Here is a 20,575-nt window from a genome sequence, read left to right on the forward strand (position 1 = left end):
TTTCTTGTTTGAAGGATTGCCAACGTGCATGGAGAATATATCCCATTCACCGAGGCCCCGCCATGCACTCGCCTGTCTTGCGAGGATGCAGGGGGCCGAGCTTAAGGAAAACTCATGTCCAAGAATATCCTGGTGATCGGCGGTACCCGTTTCATCGGCAAGCTGCTCGTACAGCGCCTCCTGCATGCCGGCCATCGCGTGACGATCGCCAGCCGCGGCTATGCGCCCGATCCCTTCGGCCAGCGCATCGAACGCATCCGCGTCGACCGCCGCCACGAGACGGCGATGCGCAACGCCTTCGCCGGCCGCGCACCGTGGGACATCGTCTTCGACCAGATGTGCTACAACCCGCTCGACGCCGCGATCGCCGTGCGCACCTTCGCCGGCCGCACGCGGCGCTACGTGATGACGTCCACCATCGACGCCTACCGCGCGCTCGGCTTCGATCGCACCCAGCCGCTGGGCGAAGCCGACCTGGCCATCGAGAGCCAGCCGATCGACACGGCGTATCCGTGGCACGACCCGTGCCGCGCCACCGAATGCTACGTGGCCGGCAAGGTCCAGGCCGAGGCCTACCTGGTGCGCGACGGCTCCTTGCCCCTCGCCGTGCCGCGCCTGGCCCACGTGCTGGCCGGCCCGGAAGACTTCACGGGCCGCCTGGCCCACTACGTCGAGCTCGCGCGCCTTGGCGGCACGCTGGAATACGCGGACCGCAACGCCGTGCAGTCCTTCATGCCGCTGCAGGCCGCCGCCGATTTCCTGCTCTGGACCGGCATGCAGGACTTCAGCGGCGCCGTGAATGCGGCCAGCGACGGCGCGCTGTCGGCCGCCGACCTGCACGAACGCGTGGGCGGCGTGCTGGACACCCGCGTACGCCTGTCCCGCGTGCAGCCGCCGCCCGCCCCGGGCCGGCTTTCTCCGTTCGACCTGCCAGCGCCGATGGTGCTCGACACCGGGCGCGCCAGGGCGCTGGGCTACCGCTTCGGCCACGTGGACGACTGGATCGACGACACGATCAGGCAGCACGACCTGGCGTTCGTCTGACGGCGCGCCTGCCGTCCGCGCTCCGTCCGGTATCGTCTCGCGGTACCGCACGGGCTGCGCCCCGCGTCCCGGAAAGCGCACGGTTTCACGTGCCGTAGTGGAAGAAAAGCGGATTATAATGCGCCGCAACGGGCCGCATCGCCCTGATGCCGCCCGCCTCCCTGGTCCCGTGGACCGCATCGAGAGAGTTCAGTTTTGGCATATACCAGCAAGCCGGCGCGACTGCGCCACCGCGGCGACCGCGGATTCCTCCTCCTGGGCCTCGGCATCGTCCTTGCGATCATCGCCCTGGCCGGCGCAGCGGCCGCCGCCTACGTCGTGTTCCGCGTGCTGCCGAACGTTCCCGCGCTCGACGCGGTAACCGACTACCGGCCCAAGATCCCGCTGCGCATCTACAGCGCGGACAACGTCCTGATCGGCGAATTCGGCGAGGAACACCGCGACTTCGTCCCCATCGACAAGATCCCGCCGCTGATGAAGAAATCGCTGCTGGCGATCGAGGACGCGCGCTTCTACGAGCACGGCGCCATCGACTACCGCCGCATGCTGGGCGCCGTCGGCGCCAACCTGCGCGGCGGCTTCGGCTCGGGCGGCGCGTCCACGATCACGATGCAGGTGGCGCGCAACTTCTTCCTGTCGCGCGAAAAGCGCCTGTCGCGCAAGATCAACGAGATCGCGCTCGCCTACAAGATCGAGGCCGCGCTGTCGAAGGACGAGATCCTCGAGCTGTACATGAACCAGATCTACCTGGGCCAGCGCGCCTACGGCTTTTCCAGCGCCGCCCGCACCTACTTCGGCAAGCCGCTCGACAAGCTCACGGTCGCCGAGATGGCGATGCTGGCCGGCCTGCCGCAGAACCCGTCGCGCCACAACCCGGCCGTCAACCCGAAGAAGGCGCGCGAGCGCCAGCACCAGGTGCTGGGCCGGATGCACGCGCTCAACTACATCACGGACGCGGAATACGAACAGGCGATGAGCGAGCCGCTGCGGGTGAACACGCGCGGGCAGGAATTCGATTCGCACGCGGAATACGTGGCCGAGCTGGCACGCCAGGTCGTCTACAGCCAGTTCAAGGACGAAGCCTATACCCGGGGCATCAAGGTCACCACGACGATCCTGAAGAACGAGCAGGACGCCGCCTACGCCTCGGTGCGCCGCAACGTGATCGCCTACGACCAGCGCCACGGCTGGCGCGGCCCGGAAGGCCGCATCGATTTGCCGTCCGACCCGGTCGAGCGCGAGGACGCCATCAACGACGCGCTGGCCAGGCGCCCCGTCAGCGACGGCCTGCTGCCGGCCGTCGTGCTGTCCACCACGGCCAAGTCGATCAAGGTCGAGACCATCGACGGCGACGTCGTCGACCTGTCCGGCGCCGGCCTGAAGTTCGCGCAGGCGGGCCTGTCGTCCAGCGCCAGGGAAACCCTGCGCCTGTCGCCGGGCGCCATCATCCGCGTGGCCAAGGATGCCAAGGACAACTGGTCCGTCACCCAGGTGCCGCAAGTGGCCGCCGCCTTTGTCGCCATCGATGCCGATACGGGCGCCTACCACGCGCTGGTCGGCGGCTTCGACTACAACTTCCAGAAATTCAACCACGTGACGCAGGCCTGGCGCCAGCCCGGCTCCGGCATGAAGCCGTTCATCTATTCGGCGGCCATCGAAAAGGGCTATTCGCCGGCCACCAAGATCCTGGACGCGCCGCTGGACATGGCCGGCGAGGACGCGGGCAAGACCTGGTCGCCGCAGAACGACGATTTCAAGTGGGACGGCCCGATCACCATGCGCCGCGCCCTGGCGGAATCGAAGAACGTGCCGTCGGTGCGCCTGCTGCGCGCCGTCACGGTGCCGTTCGCCCACGAATTCCTCGGCCACTTCGGCTTCGACCTGGCGCGTCAGCCGAAGAACTACACGCTGGCCCTGGGCACCGGCGCCGTCACCCCGTTGCAGATGGCCGGCGCCTACGCCGTGTTCGCCAACGGCGGCTACCAGGTGCAGCCCTACCTGATCGCGAAGATCGAGGACGCCGACGGCAAGGTGCTGCAGGAAGTGAAGCCGCCCGTGCGCACCGAGGAGCAGCGCGTGCTGGATGCGCGCAACGCCTTCGTCACCGACAGCATGCTGCGCGACGTGGCCCGCTTCGGCACCGGCGCCGCCGCCACCAAGGCGCTCGGCCGCGGCGACGTCGCCGGCAAGACCGGCACCACGTCGGACGCCGTCGACGGCTGGTTCTCCGGCTATGCCGGCAACGTCGTCGCCGTCGCCTGGATGGGCTACGACGATCCGCGCTCGCTGGGCGGCCGCGAATTCGGCGCCACGCTGGCGCTGCCGATCTGGATCGACTACATGAAGGTCGCCGTGGCCAAGCGCCCGGAGACGGTGCGCGAGGAACCGGAAGGCTTGGTGCGCGAGAACGACGACTGGGTCTACGCCGAATACGCGGATGCGCAGACCTTCAGCGGCATCGACCTGGAACAGCAGCCGGTCGATCCGAACGCGCCGCCCGCCGACGGCACGGCGGTGCCGGGTGCGCCGGGTGCGCCGCCGGCGCCGGGCACGCCGCCGCCCCAGCCGGCGCAACCGGTCAACAGCCTGTTCTGACGACCCGCGTTTCCCATCCCGACGGCCGCCCTGCGCGGCCGTCGCCGCTTTGGGGTCCGCAAGACAGTATGTACGCGTCATCCTACATGGATGACGGCAACCATCCTATTTCGCGTGCGGACCAACCCATCCATGATGAAAGCACCCACCCAACCAGGAGAGCATCATGAAAAAATATCAAGGCATTCTCGTCGCCGGCATGATGGCATTCGCCCTGTCGGCCTGCAGCTCGACCGGCACCAGCGGCAGCGACATGAGCGGCAGCTCGTCGGCCGGCGCCACCTCGAGCGGCGTGTCGGAAGGCAGCTCGATCGGCACCACTGGCAGCGGCCAGGGCAGCTCGCAGAACTGGAACAACAACGGCAACGCCGGTTCCACCACCCCGACCACGCCGCCGACCACGACGCAGACCCAGTAAGTCGGCATCGTTCCCTCGGGGGAAATGGCCTGCCCGGCGCCACGCGGCGTCCGGCGGGCCTTGTCGTTTCCGCTTCCGTGTCCGCGCCGCCGCCATCGTCCGGCTACAATAGCCCTCCCGCCACCGCGCCCGCCACGCACCGATGAAAAACTGGATTGCCCGACTGTTCGGCACGACTGCCGTCGCGGCCCGCCCCGCCGGTGCGGCTGGGCGGGCTCCCGGCGTCGCCGGCCCGGCGGGCGCCGCGCCCGACGCCGGCGCGCCCCTGTCCCTGGACGCGGCGTTCTGGCGCTGGCTGACCGATCCCATCGCCGGCGAATCGCCGGATGCCGCGCAGCGGCGCCTGCTGGACGAACTGGAACGGCTGGGCGAGCATCCGGGCGACGCCGCCGAGCTGGTGCCGCGCATGCCCGAGGTGATCCCGCGCCTGCTGCGCAGCCTGCGCGACGATGCCGTCTCCGGCGCCGAGCTGGCGCGCCAGGTGGGACGCGACCCCGTCATGGTGGCGGAAACCATCCGCGAAGCCAACAGCGCCTGCTACCGCCCCGCCAAGCCGGTACGCACCGTCGACGCGGCCGTGATGGTGCTGGGCCAGAACGGCTTGCGCATGCTGCTGGCGCGCGTCGCCTTCCGCCCCGTGATCGGCCTGGCCGCCGGCAGCTGCGCGCGCCAGGCCGCGCCGCGGCTGTGGCGCCACGCCGAACACTGCGCCCGCGCCGGCGCGCTGCTGGCCCCCGGCCTGGGCGCCGACCCGTTCGAGGCCTACCTCGCCGGCCTGATGCACGACATGGGCCTGGTGGTCGCCTTCCGCCTGGCCGACCGCATCCTGGAGGGCCCGTTCGTGCCCCAGGACGAGGCGTTTGCCACGGCCGTGCTGGACGGCGCGCGCGCACTGTCGGCGCGCATCGCGCTGCACTGGGAACTGCCGCCGCCGGTGGCAGCCGCCATCTTCCGCGCCGGCCGCAGCGCCACCCAGCCGCTGGGCGAGGCGCTCGGCGAGGCCGACCGCGTGGCCAGGCTGCGCCTGCTGCTCGACGCGGGGCTGCTGGTCCCTGGCGACCCGACGCTTGCCGGCCTGGGCGCGGCGGCGTCGCGCGTCCTCGAACGCCTCGACGCGGAGGAAGCGTAGGCGCGCGCAGCAGGCGGCCGGACGGCGCCGTTCGACTATAATGGACGCTCGTTTTTCCGATCCTGGATAGCACGCGTCAATGCCTTTCGATCTCAAAAAGCACCTACCGAAAACCGGAACCCGTTTCGCCCTGCCGCACCTGCACGGCTCCAGCGACGCCTACGCGCTCGCCCAGGCCGCCCTCGTGCTCAAAGACCAGAAAAAGATGCTGACCGTGGTCGTCGCGAACGCCAGCGACGGCCAGCGCCTGCTCGACGAGATTCCCTGGTTCGCCGACGGCAAGCTCGCCTGCCACCTGCTGCCCGACTGGGAAACGCTGCCCTACGACGCCTTCTCGCCGCACCAGGACCTCGTGTCCGAGCGCCTGGCCACGCTGCACGAAATCCAGAACGGCCGCTGCGACGTGCTGGTGGTGCCGGCGACGACGGCCCTCGTGCGCCTGGCGCCGCCGTCCTTCCTGGCCGCCTACACCTTCTTCTTCCGCCAGGGCGAGCGCCTGGACGAGGCGAGGCTGAAGGCCCAGCTCACGCTGGCCGGCTATACCCACGTGTCGCAGGTGATGTCGCCGGGCGAATACTCGGTGCGCGGCGGCCTGATCGACCTGTTCCCGATGGGGTCCGCGCTGCCCTACCGCCTCGACCTGTTCGGCGACGAGATCGAGACCATCCGCACCTTCGACGCCGATACCCAGCGCTCGCTGTATCCGGTGAAGGACGTGCGCATGCTGCCGGGCCGCGAGTTCCCGATGGACGAGCAGGCCAGGACGGCGTTCCGCAGCCGCTGGCGCGAGCGCTTCGAGGGCGACCCGACCCGCTCGACGATCTACAAGGACATCGGCAACGGCATCGCCTCGGCCGGCATCGAATACTACCTGCCGCTGTTCTTCGACGACACGGCGACGCTGTTCGACTACCTGCCCGCCGACGCCAGCCTGGCCCTCGTCGGCGACATCGACGAAGCGATCCAGCGCTTCTGGGTCGACACGGAATCGCGCTACAAATTCCTCAAGAGCGACCGCGAACGCCCGGTGCTGGAGCCGAAGGAAATCTTCCTCGGCGCCGAGCAGTTCTTCTCGAACGCCAAGCAGTACGGCCGCTGGGCCATCGCCCGCAACCCGGACGCCGGCGCGTCGGAACTGTCGGCGCCCATCCCCGACATCGCGGTGAACCGCCGCCTGGACGACCCGCTGGCCAACCTGCGCGGCTATCTCGCGCACACGGCGAACGAACCCGGCACCAAGGTCATGATCTGCGCCGAATCGGCGGGCCGGCGCGAAACGCTGCAGCAGTACTTCAACGAATACAAGTTCGACCTGGCCCTCGTCGAGGGCTACGCCGGCCTGTGCGCGACCGACGCCGGCGTGGTGCTGGGCGTGGCGCCCCTGCAGGCGGGCTTCGAGCTGATGGATACCGCCTGCGGGCGTCTCGTGTTCATCACGGAGACGGAACTGTACGCGGGCAGCGGCCGCCGCGCCGGCAAGAAGAAGCAGGAAGCGGGCACCCAGGTCGAATCGATGGTGCGCGACCTGTCCGAACTCAAGGTCGGCGATCCCGTCGTGCACATCAACCACGGCATCGGCCGCTACATGGGGCTGATGAGCATGGACCTGGGCGAAGGCGAGACGGAGTTCCTGCACCTGGAATACGCCAAGGAGTCGAAACTGTACGTGCCCGTCTCCCAGCTGCACGTCATCTCGCGCTATTCCGGCGCCTCGCCCGAGGATGCGCCGCTGCACACGCTCGGTTCCGGCCAGTGGGACAAGGCCAAGCGCAAGGCCGCCGAGCAGGTGCGCGACACCGCCGCCGAGCTGCTGAACCTGTACGCGCGCCGCGCCGCGCGCCAGGGCCACGCGTTCGAATACTCGAACGTCGACTACGAGAACTTTGCCCAGAGCTTCGGCTTCGACGAGACGCCGGACCAGCGCGCCGCCATCGCCGCCGTGATGCAGGACATGACCTCGGGCCGCCCGATGGACCGCCTCGTGTGCGGCGACGTCGGCTTCGGCAAGACGGAGGTCGCGCTGCGCGCCGCCTTCATCGCCGTCATGGGCGGCAAGCAGGTGGCGATCCTGGCGCCGACCACGCTGCTCGCCGAGCAGCACGCGCAGACCTTCTCCGACCGCTTCGCCGACTGGCCCGTCAGGATCGCGGAACTGTCGCGCTTCCGGACCGGCAAGGAAATCAACAATGCGATCAAGGGCATGGCCGACGGCACCGTCGACATCGTGATCGGCACGCATAAACTGCTGTCGCCGGACGTGAAGTTCACGCGCCTGGGCCTCGTCATCATCGACGAGGAACACCGCTTCGGCGTGCGCCAGAAGGAAGCGCTGAAGGCCTTGCGCGCCGAGGTCGACGTGCTGACGCTGACGGCCACGCCGATCCCGCGCACGCTGGGCATGGCGCTGGAAGGCCTGCGCGACTTCTCCGTCATCGCCACCGCGCCGCAGAAGCGCCTCGCGATCAAGACCTTCGTGCGCAGCGAGGACGGCTCGGTGATCCGCGAAGCCTGCCTGCGCGAACTGAAGCGTGGCGGCCAGATCTACTTCCTGCACAACGAGGTCGAGACCATCGAGAACCGCCTGGCCATGCTGCGCGAGCTGCTGCCGGAGGCGCGGATCGGCGTGGCCCACGGCCAGATGCACGAGCGCGACCTGGAAAAGGTGATGCGGGACTTCGTGGCCCAGCGCTACAACATCCTGCTGTGCACGACGATCATCGAGACGGGCATCGACGTGCCGACGGCGAACACCATCATCATGCACCGCGCCGACAAGTTCGGCCTGGCCCAGCTGCACCAGCTGCGCGGCCGCGTGGGCCGCTCGCACCACCAGGCCTATGCCTACCTGCTCGTGAACGACGTGCTGGGCCTGTCCAAGCAGGCGCAGCGCCGCCTGGACGCGATCCAGCAGATGGAGGAACTGGGCAGCGGCTTCTACCTGGCCATGCACGACCTGGAAATCCGCGGCGCCGGCGAGGTGCTGGGCGAGAACCAGTCGGGCGAGATGCTGGAGATCGGCTTCCAGCTGTATTCCGACATGCTGAACGAAGCCGTCAAGGCCCTCAAGGCGGGCCGCGAGCCGGACATGAGCGCGCCGCTGTCGTCGACGACGGAAATCAACCTGCACACGCCGGCGCTGCTGCCGGCCGACTATTGCGGCGACGTGCACGAACGCCTGTCGATCTACAAGCGCCTGGCCAATTGCGAGACCCAGGACCGCATCGACGACATGCAGGAAGAGCTGATCGACCGCTTCGGCAAGATGCCGGACGCCGTCAAGGCGCTGATCGAGACGCACCGCCTGCGCATCGCGGCCAGGCAGGTCGGCATCGTCAAGATCGACGCCCACGGCGAGGCCGCCAGCCTGCAGTTCATGGAAAAGCCGCCGATCGACCCGATCAGGATCATCACGCTGATCCAGAAGAACCGCCACGTCAAGCTGGCCGGCCAGGACAAGCTGCGCATCACGGCGGCCATGCCGGACCTGGCCAGCCGCGTGAACCAGGTCAAGCAGACCATCAAACAATTATTAGCCTGAACGAGAAGGCCGCCAACGCCATGTCCAAGAAACTGATCCTGCAAGGTCCCGGCGCGGACCAGGCCGTCCTCGCGCGCGTTGCCGCCCTCGCCGCCCCCGCCCGCATCACCGACCTGCACGCGCACGCCCTGCGCTGCGATGGCATCGACTTCACGCCGGAACTGAAGCGCCAGGTCGACGACGCCGCGTTCGCGGCCGGCATCGACGCCAGCTTCGTCGACGCGCACCTGACCCTGGCCGACTTCGGCCTGGTGGCGATGGACATGGATTCCACGCTGATCACCATCGAATGCATCGACGAGATCGCCGACATGCAGGGCCTGAAGCCGCAGGTGTCGGCCATCACGGAAGCGGCGATGCGCGGCGAACTGGATTTCTCGGAAAGCCTCAAGCGCCGCGTGGCCCTGCTCGCCGGCCTGCCGACCGAGGCGCTGGGCCGCGTCTACGACGAGCGCCTGCGCATCTCGGCGGGCGGCGAAGCGATGCTGCATGCCGTGCAGGCGGCCGGCCTGAAGACGCTGCTGGTCTCGGGCGGCTTCACCTTCTTCACCGAACGCCTGAAGGCGCGCCTGGGCCTGGACTACGCGCATGCGAACGTCCTGGAAGCGGATGGCGACGTCCTGTCGGGCCGGGTCGCGGGCGGCATCGTCGACGCCGCCGAAAAGATGCGCACCGTGCAACGCGTGTGCGCGGAGCTCGGCATCGACACCCGCCGCGCCATCGTCATGGGCGACGGCGCCAACGACCTGCAGATGATGGGCATCGCCGGCCTGTCGGTGGCGTTCCGCGCCAAGCCCGTCGTGCGTGCCCAGGCGGACGTGGCGCTCAACTTCAGCGGACTGGATGGCTTGCTGACCGTCCTGGGCTGAACCGCCTTCCTTGGCGGAACACGGCGTGGCAGGTCGAGCCGCATCGGCCCGCATGCCTGCCGGCGCGGCCACCCGATGGCTCGATGCCGGCTGCCGGCCATCGCCCGCGCGATGCGGCCGGAAGCGCCACGCGACCGGCGCGGGCACCGGCCCGGGTCCGTCTTGCTCGGCCAGCACATAACCTTCCAACAATTTTGTGACATGGCGCCTGGCCCCACCGCGGCCGCACGGCCCGCAATCGTCTCCAGCATAGCCCAGCGCCGTCTAGCGTGACAAGCAACATTGAGCGCTTGTCATCAATTTAACAACAGTCAATAAATTCACAATTGTGCATACCTGTCCAGTATGGCTATGCTGGATCGCGCGCCGGCCTGCACCGTGGTGGTGCGGACGGCGGACAACAACGACAAGGAGAGACAGGATGCTCGATCACCGCGCCATGCCCATGCTGCACCGTACCGTCCTCGCGACCGCCCTGCTGCTGGCCTTCGGGCCCGCCCGCGCCCAGGAAGCGCCCGCCGCCCCCGCGGCGCAGGCCCCCTCCGCCACCCAGCCGGCAACGGCAGCCGAAGGCAATATGGCCTCCGTCGTCGTGCTCGGCTCGCGCTCGGCGGCCCGCACGGCCCTCGACTCGGCCGCGCCCGTGGGCCTGATCGGCGCCAAGGACATGCAGATGGCCGGTCCGCAGGAACTGGGCAAGCTGCTGCAGACGCTGGACCCGTCGTTCAATTTTTCGACGACCTTCATCAGCGACGGCACCGACATCATCCGCCCGGCCACGCTGCGCTCGCTGGGCCCGGACCAGTTGCTGGTGCTGGTAAACGGCAAGCGCCGCCACCAGCAGGCCCTCGTCAACGTGCAGCAGACCATCGGGCGCGGCTCGGCCGGCACCGACATCAATGCGATCCCGATGGCCGCGATCCAGCGCATCGAGGTGCTGCGCGACGGCGCGGCGGCCCAGTACGGGTCGGACGCCATCGCCGGCGTAATCAACATCGTGCTGAAGGACAGCACGGCCACGCAACTGTCGGCCAGCGCCGGCGGCACCACGGAGGGCGGCGGCCACCTCGCCGCGGGCAGCGCCAATACGGGATGGGCGATCGGCGACGGCGGCTTCGTGAACCTGACCGCCGAGGGCCGGCGCCGCGGCGAGACCAACCGCGCGGGCCTCGACACGCTGCGCGTCGACCCGCCGCGCGTGACCCAGCGCATCGGCGACAGCCTGGCCAAGGACAAGTACTTCTGGTGGAACGCCGGCCTGCCCCTGGCGGGCGGCAGCGGCGGCGAATTCTATGCCTTCGGCGGCGTCTCGCACCGCACGGGCGACTCGGCCGGCTTCTTCCGCCCCGCCGAGGACGGCCGCAACGTGCCGGCCGTGTATCCGGACGGCTTCCTGCCCGCCATCCGCACCACGGTCAAGGACGCGTCGGCCGCCTTCGGCTGGCGGCGCGACCTGGCCCGGGACTGGAAACTCGACCTGTCCGTCAACCACGGCCGCAGCGAGCTCGATTTCCGCGAAGGGAACACGATCAACGTCAGCTACTGGTACGAACCGAAGCCGGGCGGCGGCATCTACGCCGAGTCGCCGCTGGAAGCGGATACGGGCGCCCTGAAATTCCGCCAGACGACGGTGAACGCCGACGTGCGCGGCCCCGTCGAGCTGTTCGGCCGGAAGCTGTCGTTCGCCACCGGCTTCGAATACCGGCGCGACGGCTATGCGATCGAGGCCGGCGACCCCGTCTCCTACCAGTACGGCCGCACCAACAATCCGGCCGTCGTCATCCGCGACCAGGCGGGCGGCGTGGCGGCGTCCGGCACCCAGGGCTTCCCCGGCTGGACGCCCGCCACGGTCGTCGACGACAGCCGCCACAACGTCGCGCTGTACGCCGACGTCGAGCACAACCTGACGCCGCAGCTGCTGCTGGGCGCCGCCGCGCGCTGGGAAAAATACTCGGACTTCGGCAGCACGACGACGGGCAAGCTGAGCCTGCGCTGGGACCCGAACCGCACCGTGGGCCTGCGCGGCACCGTGTCGACGGGCTTCCGCGCCCCCAGCGTGCAGCAGAAGTTCTACAGCTCCGTGTCCACCAACCTGAACGGGGCCGGCGTCCTGACCGAGACGCTGACGGCGCGCGAAGGCAGCGCCGTCACGCGCGCCTTCGGGATCCCGAACCTGAAGGAAGAGACGTCGAAGAACGCCAGCGTCGGCATCGTGCTGCGCCCGGCACAGAACTTCTCGCTGACGGCCGACGTGTGGGGCATCGACATCGACGACCGCATCGTGTTCTCGTCCAATATCGCGCCCGAATCCGGCGCCTGCCCGACGCCGGCCGCCTGCCCGATCCGCGCGATCCTGGACCCGCTGAAGGTGGGCCAGGCCCAGTTCTTCACGAACGCCATCGACACGCGCACCCGCGGCCTGGACATCGTGGCCGAGCACACGACGAAGTGGACCGGGTCGACGCTGGTGCTGTCCGGCCAGTTCGACTTCAACCGCACCGAGGTCAAGGACCGTCACTCGCTCTCGCCCGTGCTGACCGGCGCCCAGCTGTTCGACGACGCCCAGGTCACGCTGATCGAACGGGGCCAGCCGCGCCAGCACCACGTGCTGTCGGCCGACTACACCCGCGGCGCCTGGAACGGCACCGTGCGCGCGAACTGGTACGGCGAAGTCCAGGGCCAGGGCTTCACGGCGCCGTTCGTGCAGACCTGGGAAGGCAAGTGGATCGCCGACGCCACGCTGCGCTATGCGTTCAACAAGAACGCGAGCCTGACGGTGGGGTCGAACAACATCTTCAATACCTTCCCGACCCGCTGGGATCCCGTGCGGGCGGCGCCGTTCCCGCAGATGGGCTTCACGTATTGCTGGGAGACGTGCCCGTTCGGGATCAACGGCAGGTCGTGGTATGCGCGGGTGGATGTGACGCTGTGACGTAAGTGGACGCACTCAACCCGTCGTTCCCGCGCAGGCGGGAACCCATGCTGAAGCTCCGAAGCCGGTGCGTCAATGACGTCGCGGCGTGTCCAACGTACGGAATCCGGTTGCTCGGTATGCGTTCCCGCCTCCGCGGGAACGACGGGATAGCGCCNCCGGTGCGTCAATGACGTCGCGGCGTGTCCAACGTACGGAATCCGGTTGCTCGGTATGCGTTCCCGCCTCCGCGGGAACGACGGGATAGCGCCCGTTCGGACGTTTCCGTTGATCCCGCAGGTGTAACAGCCTGTAATTCCGCGCGCACGGGGGGCGAAAATCCGTAGACTAGCAGGTGAGGAGAACCGCCATGAAAACGCTAACCATCATTCTTTCGCTCGCCGCCCTGAGCGGCTGTGCCACCACCTACCCGGGCCCGGCCAACTACGGTTCGCGCGCCTACGTCCCCGCCGCCCAGCCGGATGCCGACGGCTGGCAGGTCGTCTCGGTCACCCCCGTTCCCGTCGGTACCGGGGCGAGTTCCGCCAACGGCGGCGTCGTGACCTCGATGCCCATCACCACCTACAGCCAGGCGCCCGCCGTCGCCTACGGCGCCGCGCCGGTGTACGTGGCGCCGCCCGTGTATGCCCCGGCCCCGATCTATGCCGATCCGTTCTGGTACCCGCCGATCTCGATCGGCCTGGGCTTCAGCTGGAGCAACTGGGGCCACGGCCACCACTACGGCGGCCCGCGCGGCGGTTGGCACGGCGGCCACCGCGGCGGTTGGCACGGCGGTCCGCGCGGCCATCGCTGACCGTCCGGTCGCATCGCGACAAGGGCTGCGCCTCGGCGCGGCTTTTTTTTCGCCCCGGCGCACGCCGGCACGCTCTTGCCGGCCGGATGCAGCTTGGCGGAGGCCGGGCATGCTGCGCCGCGCCACGACAAGGCGTTGCCGTCGCCGGGTCGCCATCCTACAATCGATACGATCCGCTACTTCGCGGCCCGCCGGCGGCCACCGTACAAAAACAAGGGAGACAGCAATGGATGGCAGAATGAAGGCATTCGCGACGGCCGTGCTTCGTGGCCGACCGGTCGTCATCACGCCAGCCCTCCCCGCCAGTCCCGGTATCGCGGGTAGCCATGCACGCTGAAGCCGCTCCGCGCGCGCTCCGCGCATCGCTCACCATCCTGCTGCTGACCTGCCTGACGATGGTCGCGTTCGCGGCCAATTCCCTGCTCACGCGCGCCGCGCTGCAGACGACGGGCATCGACGCGGCCTCGTTCACGGCGATCCGCGTGGCCGGCGGCGCAGCGACGCTGCTGATCGTCCTGCGCCTGCAGGGCGGCCGGCTGGAGCGCACGCGCACGGGCTGGCTGTCCGCGCTGCTGCTGTTCGCCTACGTGGCGGCGTTCACCTTCGCCTACCGCGGCATCGGCACGGGCGCCGGCGCGCTCGTGCTGTTCGCCTGCGCGCAACTGCTGATGATTTCGTATGGACTGTCGAAGGGCGAGCGCGCCAGCCCCTGGGGACTGCTGCTGGCGCTGGGCGGGCTGGCCGTGTTCCTGGCGCCGTCGGCCTCGGCGCCGCCGCTGCTGCCGGCCGCCATGATGGCGCTGGCCGGCTTCGCCTGGGGCGGCTTTTCCCTGCTGGGCAAGGCGAGCGGCTCGCCCATCGCCAACACGGCGACGAGCTTCCTGTGGGCCGTGCCGCCGGCGGCCGTGCTGGTGCTCGTGACCGGCGCCGCGCACCCGGGCGGCCTGCATCCGGACCCGGCGGGCGCCGTCTATGCCCTGGTCTCGGGCAGCGTCACGTCAGGACTCGGCTATGCCGTCTGGTACTGGGTGCGCACGCGCATGACGGCGATCGGCGCCGGCGCCGTGCAGTTGTCGGTGCCGGTGATCAGCGCGCTGCTGGGCGTGCTGCTGCTGGGCGAGCACGTCACGGCCAGGAGCGCCCTGTCGGGACTGGCGACGCTGGGCGGCGTCGCCTGGGTCACGCTGACTGCAAGGAAGGCGTGAAGGCGGCGCTTGCCGCCGCCCGGCTGTTCGCTTCCGTTCCCATCGCCGCGCCCATCCGCGCCCCCAGCGCCAGCGCGGCAGCCGCGTTGCGCGCGGCATGGCGCACATTGACGTCGGCCGCGGCCAGCGCCTCGGCCAGCGTGCACGGACGCGCCACCGCCGCGAACACGGCGGCGATGCCGTGCGCATGGACGGCATCCGCATCCGGCGCCAGGGAGCCGCCGATGGCCAGCACCGGCTTGCCATGGCGCGCCGCCACGTTCGCCACGCCCATCGGCGTCTTGCCGCTCACCGTCTGGCCGTCGATGCGTCCTTCTCCCGTGACGACGAGGTCGGCGTCGCGCACGGCCGCGTCCAGCCCGACGGCTTCGGTGACGATCTCGATCCCGGGACGCAGGCGCCCACCCAGGAACACGACCATCGCCGCCGCGATGCCGCCGCCCGCTCCCGCACCCGGCAGGTCGGCGATGTCCTGGCCCAGGTCGCGCCGGACGATGGCGGCGTAGTGGCGCAGCGCGGCGTCGAGCCGGACGACCATCTCGGGCGTGGCGCCCTTCTGCGGCCCGAAGATGGCGGACGCCCCGCGCGGGCCGACCAGCGGATTGCTGACGTCGCAGGCGATGTGGAACTCGGCGTCGCGCACGCGCGGGTCCAGCTGCGACACGTCGATGCGGGCCAGGCGCGCCAGTTCGGCGCCGCCGGGACCGAGTTCGCGGTCCGCGTCGTCCAGCAGGCGCACGCCGAGGGCCTGCAGCATGCCGGCGCCGCCGTCGTTGGTGGCGCTGCCGCCCACGCCCAGCACGAAACGGCGCGCGCCGGCGTCCAGCGCCAGGCGTATGAGTTCCCCGGTGCCGCGGCTGGTCGCCGTCAAGGGATTGCGCCGCTCGCGGGGCACCGCCTCGAGCCCGCTGGCGGCGGCCATCTCGATCACGGCCAGGCCGTCGCTCTGGCCGTAGAAGGCGGCGAGCGGTTCGCCCAGCGGCCCCGTCACCGTGTGCGCGACGCGGCGCCCACCGGTGGCGTCGATCATGGCCTGCACGGTGCCTTCGCCGCCGTCGGCGACGGGCACCTTGACGTAGTCCGCGTGCGGGAATACCTCGCGAAAGCCGGCCTCGATGGCGCCGGCCACCTGCAGCGCGGTCAGGCTCTCCTTGAACGAATCCGGCGCGATCACGATCTTCATGGCTGTCTCCTCAGCGGTTGACCAGGCGTGCGGGGATGCGCAGCACCAGGAAGGCGCCCACCAGCATCACCGTCGACAGGATGTACAAGGCGGTATCCGTGCTGCCCGTCGCGTCCTTGATCCAGCCGACCAGGAAGGGGCTGACGAAGCCCGCCACCTGGCCCAGCGAGTTGATCAGGGCCAGGCCGCCGGCGGCGGCGGCACTGCCCAGGAAGGCGGCCGGCAGCGGCCAGAACATCGACAAGGCCGACAGCGCGCCCATCGTCGCGAGCACGAGGCCGACCATCACGACGGCGATATTGCTGGAGAAGTTCGCGGCCAGCAGCAGGCCGCCCAGCGCCACGAACATGGGGCCGGACACGTGCCAGCGGCGCTCGCGGCGCGCATCCGCCGAGCGCCCGACGACGACCATGAACACGCCGGCGAAGAGGTAGGGAATGGCGGACAGCCAGCCCACGGTCGTGGCATTGGCCACGCCCAGGCCCTTGATGATCGACGGCAGCCAGAAGTTGATGGCGTACACGCCCATCTGGATGCTGAAATAGATCAGGCCCATCATCCACACGTGGCCGTTGCGCAGCACGGCGGAGAACGAGTGCACGGCGTGGGCACTGGCGCGGCGCGATGCCTCGTCGGCTTCCAGCTCGGCGAGCATCGCCGCCTTTTCCTCGGGCTTCAGCCAGGGCGCCTGGCGCAAGCCGTCGGACAGCATGAACAGCACGGCGATCCCGAGCAGCACGGTCGGCAGGCCCTGCAGCAGGAACAGCCACTGCCAGCCGGCCAGGCCGCCCTGGCCCGCCGAGAAATGGGCCAGCATCCAGCCGGACAGGGGGCCGCCGACGACGCCCGACACGGGGATCGCCGACATGAACAGCGCCATCACCTGGCCGCGCTTCTGCGACGGGAACCAGTTGGTGAGGTAGAACACGATGCCGGGGAAGAAGCCGGCCTCGGCGACGCCGGTCAGGAAGCGCAGCACATAGAACGAGGCGGGACTGCTGACGGTCATCATCGCCGCCGACAGCGCGCCCCACAGCACCATCATGACGGCGATCCAGCGCCGCGCGCCCAGCTTGTGCAGGATCAGGTTGCTCGGCACGCCGCTCAGCACGTAGCCGATGAAGAAGATGCCCGCGCCCAGGCCGTACACGGTTTCGCTCAGCTTGAGCGCATCGAGCATTTCCAGCTTGGCGAAGCCCACGTTGACCCGGTCCAGGTAGTTGAACAGGTAGCAGACGAAGATGAAGGGGATCAGGCGCAAGGTGGCCTTGCGGTAGCCCCGTTCGAGGATGCCGGGGTCGGCCGCGGCGGCCTGGCGCGGCGCGCCCGCGCTCATGCTGTTGCTCATAATATGAGTCTCCGATATATCCGCCATCACGGCGGACGATACCGGCATTATCCTCCGCCCGCGCTCCCAAAGCCTCGGAGCACGGCACGATTGTTGCAGGATACTCAAGCAGCGCTCTCGGGCAAATGCACAAAGCGCTGGCGGGTTTGCGGCGATGCCGTCCTGGCGGCTCGGCACTTGGCACAAGTGACGCGATCCGTTACAGTGACCGGATCATTCTCCTCGCCGCCTTACCGCATGATCGACATCAGCCCGCACCTCGCCCACGACATCGTCACCCGCACGATGCGCATCATCCCGTTCAACGTCAACGTGATGGACGCGCATGGCGTCATCCTGGCCAGCGGCGACGAAAGCCGCGTCGGCGCGCTGCACGACGGCGCCCTGCTGGCGCTGGGCCGCCAGGCCACGGTGGAAGTGGACAGCGCCGCCGCCGCGCGCATGCACGGCGCCAAGCCGGGGATCAATCTGCCGCTGGTCGTCGGCGGCCAGCTGTGCGGGGCCGTCGGCCTGTCGGGCGAACCGGATGCCGTGCGCCAGTTCGGCGAGCTGGTGCGCCTGACCGCCGAGATGATCCTGGAACAGGCCAGCCTGGCCGGCGAGCTGCAGCGCGACAGCCGCCACCGCGAAGCCTTCGTGCTGAACCTGATCCGCGACGAACCGGGCGAGCGCCCCGACCTGCAGGCCTGGGGCCGGCGCCTGGGCCTGGACTTCGGCCGCGTGCAGGTCGTCTTCCTCGTCGAGCTGGACGACAGCGACGGCGACGACGCGCTGGCCAAGCTGCAAAGCCTGCAACTGGCGCTGCTGGGACGCGAGCCGGCCCTGCTGAGCGCCGCCACGGGCCCGGACGAACTGGTGCTGCTGGACGTGCTGGATGCCGAGCCGGCCGTCATCGAGCAACAGGCGCGCCGCCGCCACCAGGCACTGGGCGCCCTGCTGCAGGAACTGTGCAGCACCCCGTTCCGGCTGACGATGGGGCTGGCGCTGTCCGGCATCGACGCGGCCGCCATCTCCTGCCAGAGCGCCCGCAGCGCCGCCCGCATCGGGCGCCGCCGCGACATCCAGCTGGGCGCGACCGACCGCCACCACACCAGCTATTACGACCTGGCGCTGCCCGTGCTGCTGTCCGGCCTGGCCGCCGGCTGGCAGGCCGAGCGCCTGCGCGAGCCGCTGGCGCGCCTGTCCCGCGAGCGCAGCGGCAGCCAGCTGCGCCGCACGCTGGACGCCTGGTTCGCCAACGGCGAAAGCGCCACGGCGACGGCGGCCGCCCTGCACATCCACCGCAATACGCTCGACTACCGGCTGCGCCGCATCGAGGAATTGACGGGGCTGGACCTGGGCAGGAGCGAGGACCGGCTGCTGTTGTACGTGTCGGCGCTGCTGGGCGAGTCGTCCTGAGCCGCCGATACGGTGAGCCGCGCGGGTGCCCGACTCACGGCACATCGGTGTGAAGATTGCCGGCCTCCACCGGACACGCGCGCTGGAAGTACCGTTCGGTCTGCGTCCAGTGCCAAGGGCGTATATTCCCGTGTCCCGCGAAATACCATGTCTGGCCACGCCGTTCAAACACGTAGGAATCCGTGTAGCGCGCATGCGTCGTGATGTCGGCCCACTCGATCAGGAAGCTCAACTGGTTGTCGGCGTCGCTTGTCCAGCAATACAAGGTCATCGCCACGTACCTGCCGGAGCCGCCGGTACTGACAAGCGGCGGCAAGCGCATCGCAGCGCGCGCATCGGGAAGCACGTGCGGCATCGGGGCACCCGGATGTACCACGGTCGAGGCGAAGACTTCCAGCAGGTAGCGGACGATGGAAGTGCTCGCGTCCGTCACCAGGCCCAATACCGGCCGTTCGCGTTCGCGTACATAGATCGATTGCTTCAGGTCGACGAAAGGGGGCGCCGGTCGATAAATCCCCTGCTCGATGACGGGGACGGTTACGGCTTCGGCTGTGGTGCAGCGAAACAGGACGGCAAGAAACAAGGCTGCGGCGGATAGTCTCATGTCAAGGCCGATACAGGATGACGACGGCCCATTCTGGCCAACCATGTTCCGGACGTCGACGATCCATGCGATCGTACGGCATCGCGGCACCGGTGGTATCGGCGCGCGCTACTCCGCATGCCACCGGCAATATGGAAGCCTGCGGTCGTACCAGTGACAATCCGCGCATTTGTGGCCCGGTATTGCAGCGTACATTAGCCGGTATGAAAACCGCCTTCGCCCTGCTGGCCGCCGTGGCCACCCTCCTCCCCGCCCATGCCGGCGCCGCCCGCCTCCAGGATCCGCAGGACGTCATGGTGATCGACCTGAATGCCTGCTACCGCCCCGCCTACCCGGCAGCCGCCCTCGCATCCGGTGCGGGCGGCAAGACGACGGTCGAGGTCAGGATCGGCGCCGACGGCCGCGTCGCCGAGGCGCGCATCGCCGCGTCCAGCGGCAGGACGGATCTCGACGAGGCCGCACTGGCGGGGATCCGGGCATGCCCCTTCCCCGCGGTGCTCGCCAACGGCCAGGTGCCGACGGGCTGGCTCAAGACGCAGTATGTCTGGATCCCGGGCGCGACGAAGAAAAAGGAAATTCCCGACCAGGCGCTCTACGCCGGCACGTCGGAGCGCGCCATGGCCGGGGATGCCGCGGCGCAGAACCAGCTGGGCGCCTGGCTCGAGCGCGGCACCTATGGCACCACGGATCTCGCGCAGGCGGCCGGCTGGTACCGGCAGGCGGCGGAGAGCGGCAATGCCGTCGCCCAGAACAACCTCGGCGTGCTGTACAGCCGCGGCGCGGGCGTGCCGCGCGACTTGACACAGGCTGCCGAGTGGTACACGAAGGCGGCCGAGCAAGGACATGGCTGGGCGCAGGCGAATCTCGCCGGCCTGTACGAGACGGGGATGGCGGGGCAAGAGGACCGGAAACCGGACCACGAGAAGGCACTGTACTGGATGCGAAAATCCGCCGAAGGCGGCCTTCCCTTCGCCCAGCTCGGGCTCGGCTTCCTGCTGATGCAGCGCGCCACCTCCGACGCGGAGCGCAGTGCGGCCGCGGCATGGCTCGCACGCGCCGCGGACCAGCACCTGGCGGTTGCGGAATATTACCTGGGCCGCAGCTTCGAGCTCGGTCTCGGCAACGTCCAGGACGACGCGCGGGCTGCGGCACTGTACCGCAAGGCCGCCGACAGGACCGACGGCCGCGCCGACACGGCGCTCGGCATGCTGGTCGAGGCCGGACGCGCGGGCCCCGCCGACCAGGAGCAAGCGGCCGCCTTGTACCGCAAAGCCATGCAGGCGCGCTATCCGGCCGCGTTCTACCGCTACGGCCTGCTGCTGGAGCAGCGCGGCGACGACAAGCTGGCGACGGCGGTGTACTTCCAGGGTGCGCAGCTCGGGGACTGCAACGCCGCCCTGAAATACGTGCAGGCGCGCAGGACGGACGGCGGACCGGACGAGATCCCCGTGGGCATCTTCCGCGACCAGGCCGCGCGGGCTTGCACATCGCCTCCCGCTCCGCCGCCCGTGCTGTAAGG

14 protein-coding genes are annotated in these 20,575 nt (G+C 69.5%); 11 read left to right on the top strand and 3 right to left on the bottom strand.

Annotated elements, in window-relative coordinates; all coding sequences use genetic code 11:
- Nucleotides 1-114: 114 nt before the first annotated feature.
- The 9 genes from QPK32_RS14695 to QPK32_RS14735 all read left to right on the top strand — a co-directional run bounded on the left by QPK32_RS14695 (nt 115) and on the right by QPK32_RS14735 (nt 14,523).
- Nucleotides 115-1,044 carry an NAD-dependent epimerase/dehydratase family protein gene (locus QPK32_RS14695; protein WP_290413529.1) on the top strand — a complete coding sequence of 310 codons (930 nt, stop codon included), beginning with the start codon at nt 115-117 and terminating at the stop codon, nt 1,042-1,044.
- 195 nt (nt 1,045-1,239) lie between these two features.
- Nucleotides 1,240-3,639, top strand: coding sequence for a penicillin-binding protein 1A (locus QPK32_RS14700; RefSeq protein ID WP_290413530.1), 2,400 nt, complete (start codon nt 1,240-1,242; stop codon nt 3,637-3,639).
- 166 nt (nt 3,640-3,805) lie between these two features.
- A complete protein-coding gene (locus QPK32_RS14705; protein ID WP_290413531.1) occupies nt 3,806-4,057 on the top strand; it encodes a hypothetical protein in 252 nt (83 codons plus the stop codon).
- 142 nt (nt 4,058-4,199) lie between these two features.
- Nucleotides 4,200-5,186 (top strand): HDOD domain-containing protein, encoded by a 987-nt coding sequence (locus QPK32_RS14710; protein ID WP_290413532.1) that lies wholly within the window; start codon nt 4,200-4,202, stop codon nt 5,184-5,186.
- A 79-nt stretch (nt 5,187-5,265) separates the two neighbouring features.
- Nucleotides 5,266-8,724 (top strand): transcription-repair coupling factor, encoded by a 3,459-nt coding sequence (gene mfd / locus QPK32_RS14715; RefSeq protein WP_290413533.1) that lies wholly within the window; start codon nt 5,266-5,268, stop codon nt 8,722-8,724.
- A gap of 20 nt (nt 8,725-8,744) precedes the next feature.
- Nucleotides 8,745-9,593: a phosphoserine phosphatase SerB gene (gene serB / locus QPK32_RS14720; RefSeq protein ID WP_290413534.1), complete on the top strand. Its 849-nt coding sequence runs from the start codon at nt 8,745-8,747 to the stop codon at nt 9,591-9,593.
- A gap of 421 nt (nt 9,594-10,014) precedes the next feature.
- A complete protein-coding gene (locus tag QPK32_RS14725; RefSeq protein WP_290413535.1) occupies nt 10,015-12,525 on the top strand; it encodes a TonB-dependent siderophore receptor in 2,511 nt (836 codons plus the stop codon).
- Nucleotides 12,526-12,874: 349 nt separating this feature from the next.
- Nucleotides 12,875-13,318, top strand: a complete 444-nt coding sequence (locus QPK32_RS14730) for a hypothetical protein (RefSeq protein ID WP_290413536.1) — start codon at nt 12,875-12,877, stop codon at nt 13,316-13,318.
- A 326-nt stretch (nt 13,319-13,644) separates the two neighbouring features.
- Nucleotides 13,645-14,523 carry a DMT family transporter gene (locus QPK32_RS14735; protein ID WP_290413537.1) on the top strand — a complete coding sequence of 293 codons (879 nt, stop codon included), beginning with the start codon at nt 13,645-13,647 and terminating at the stop codon, nt 14,521-14,523.
- Here QPK32_RS14735 and QPK32_RS14740 read toward each other — a convergent pair.
- Together QPK32_RS14740 and QPK32_RS14745 are read right to left on the bottom strand one after the other, a co-directional pair.
- On the bottom strand, nt 14,498-15,706 hold the full coding sequence (locus QPK32_RS14740) for a glycerate kinase (RefSeq protein ID WP_290413538.1): 1,209 nt from the start codon (nt 15,704-15,706) through the stop codon (nt 14,498-14,500). The genes QPK32_RS14735 and QPK32_RS14740 overlap by 26 nt on opposite strands.
- Before the next feature lie 10 nt (nt 15,707-15,716).
- Nucleotides 15,717-17,054, bottom strand: coding sequence for an MFS transporter (locus QPK32_RS14745; protein WP_290413539.1), 1,338 nt, complete (start codon nt 17,052-17,054; stop codon nt 15,717-15,719).
- A 237-nt stretch (nt 17,055-17,291) separates the two neighbouring features.
- Between QPK32_RS14745 and QPK32_RS14750 the strand changes: the two genes are divergently transcribed.
- On the top strand, nt 17,292-18,452 hold the full coding sequence (locus tag QPK32_RS14750; RefSeq protein WP_290413540.1) for a sugar diacid recognition domain-containing protein: 1,161 nt from the start codon (nt 17,292-17,294) through the stop codon (nt 18,450-18,452).
- Between the two features lie 34 nt (nt 18,453-18,486).
- Here QPK32_RS14750 and QPK32_RS14755 read toward each other — a convergent pair whose 3' ends face one another.
- On the bottom strand, nt 18,487-19,056 hold the full coding sequence (locus tag QPK32_RS14755) for a hypothetical protein (RefSeq protein WP_290413541.1): 570 nt from the start codon (nt 19,054-19,056) through the stop codon (nt 18,487-18,489).
- A gap of 203 nt (nt 19,057-19,259) precedes the next feature.
- Here QPK32_RS14755 and QPK32_RS14760 point away from each other — a divergent pair, with 203 nt between their 5' ends.
- Entirely contained in the window at nt 19,260-20,573 is a 1,314-nt protein-coding gene (locus QPK32_RS14760; RefSeq protein WP_290413542.1) for a TonB family protein, read from the top strand.
- The last annotated feature ends 2 nt before the right edge of the window (nt 20,574-20,575 follow it).

The sequence above is a fragment of the Massilia sp. YIM B02763 genome (assembly GCF_030412015.1).
In the GTDB taxonomy this organism is placed as follows: domain Bacteria; phylum Pseudomonadota; class Gammaproteobacteria; order Burkholderiales; family Burkholderiaceae_D; genus Telluria.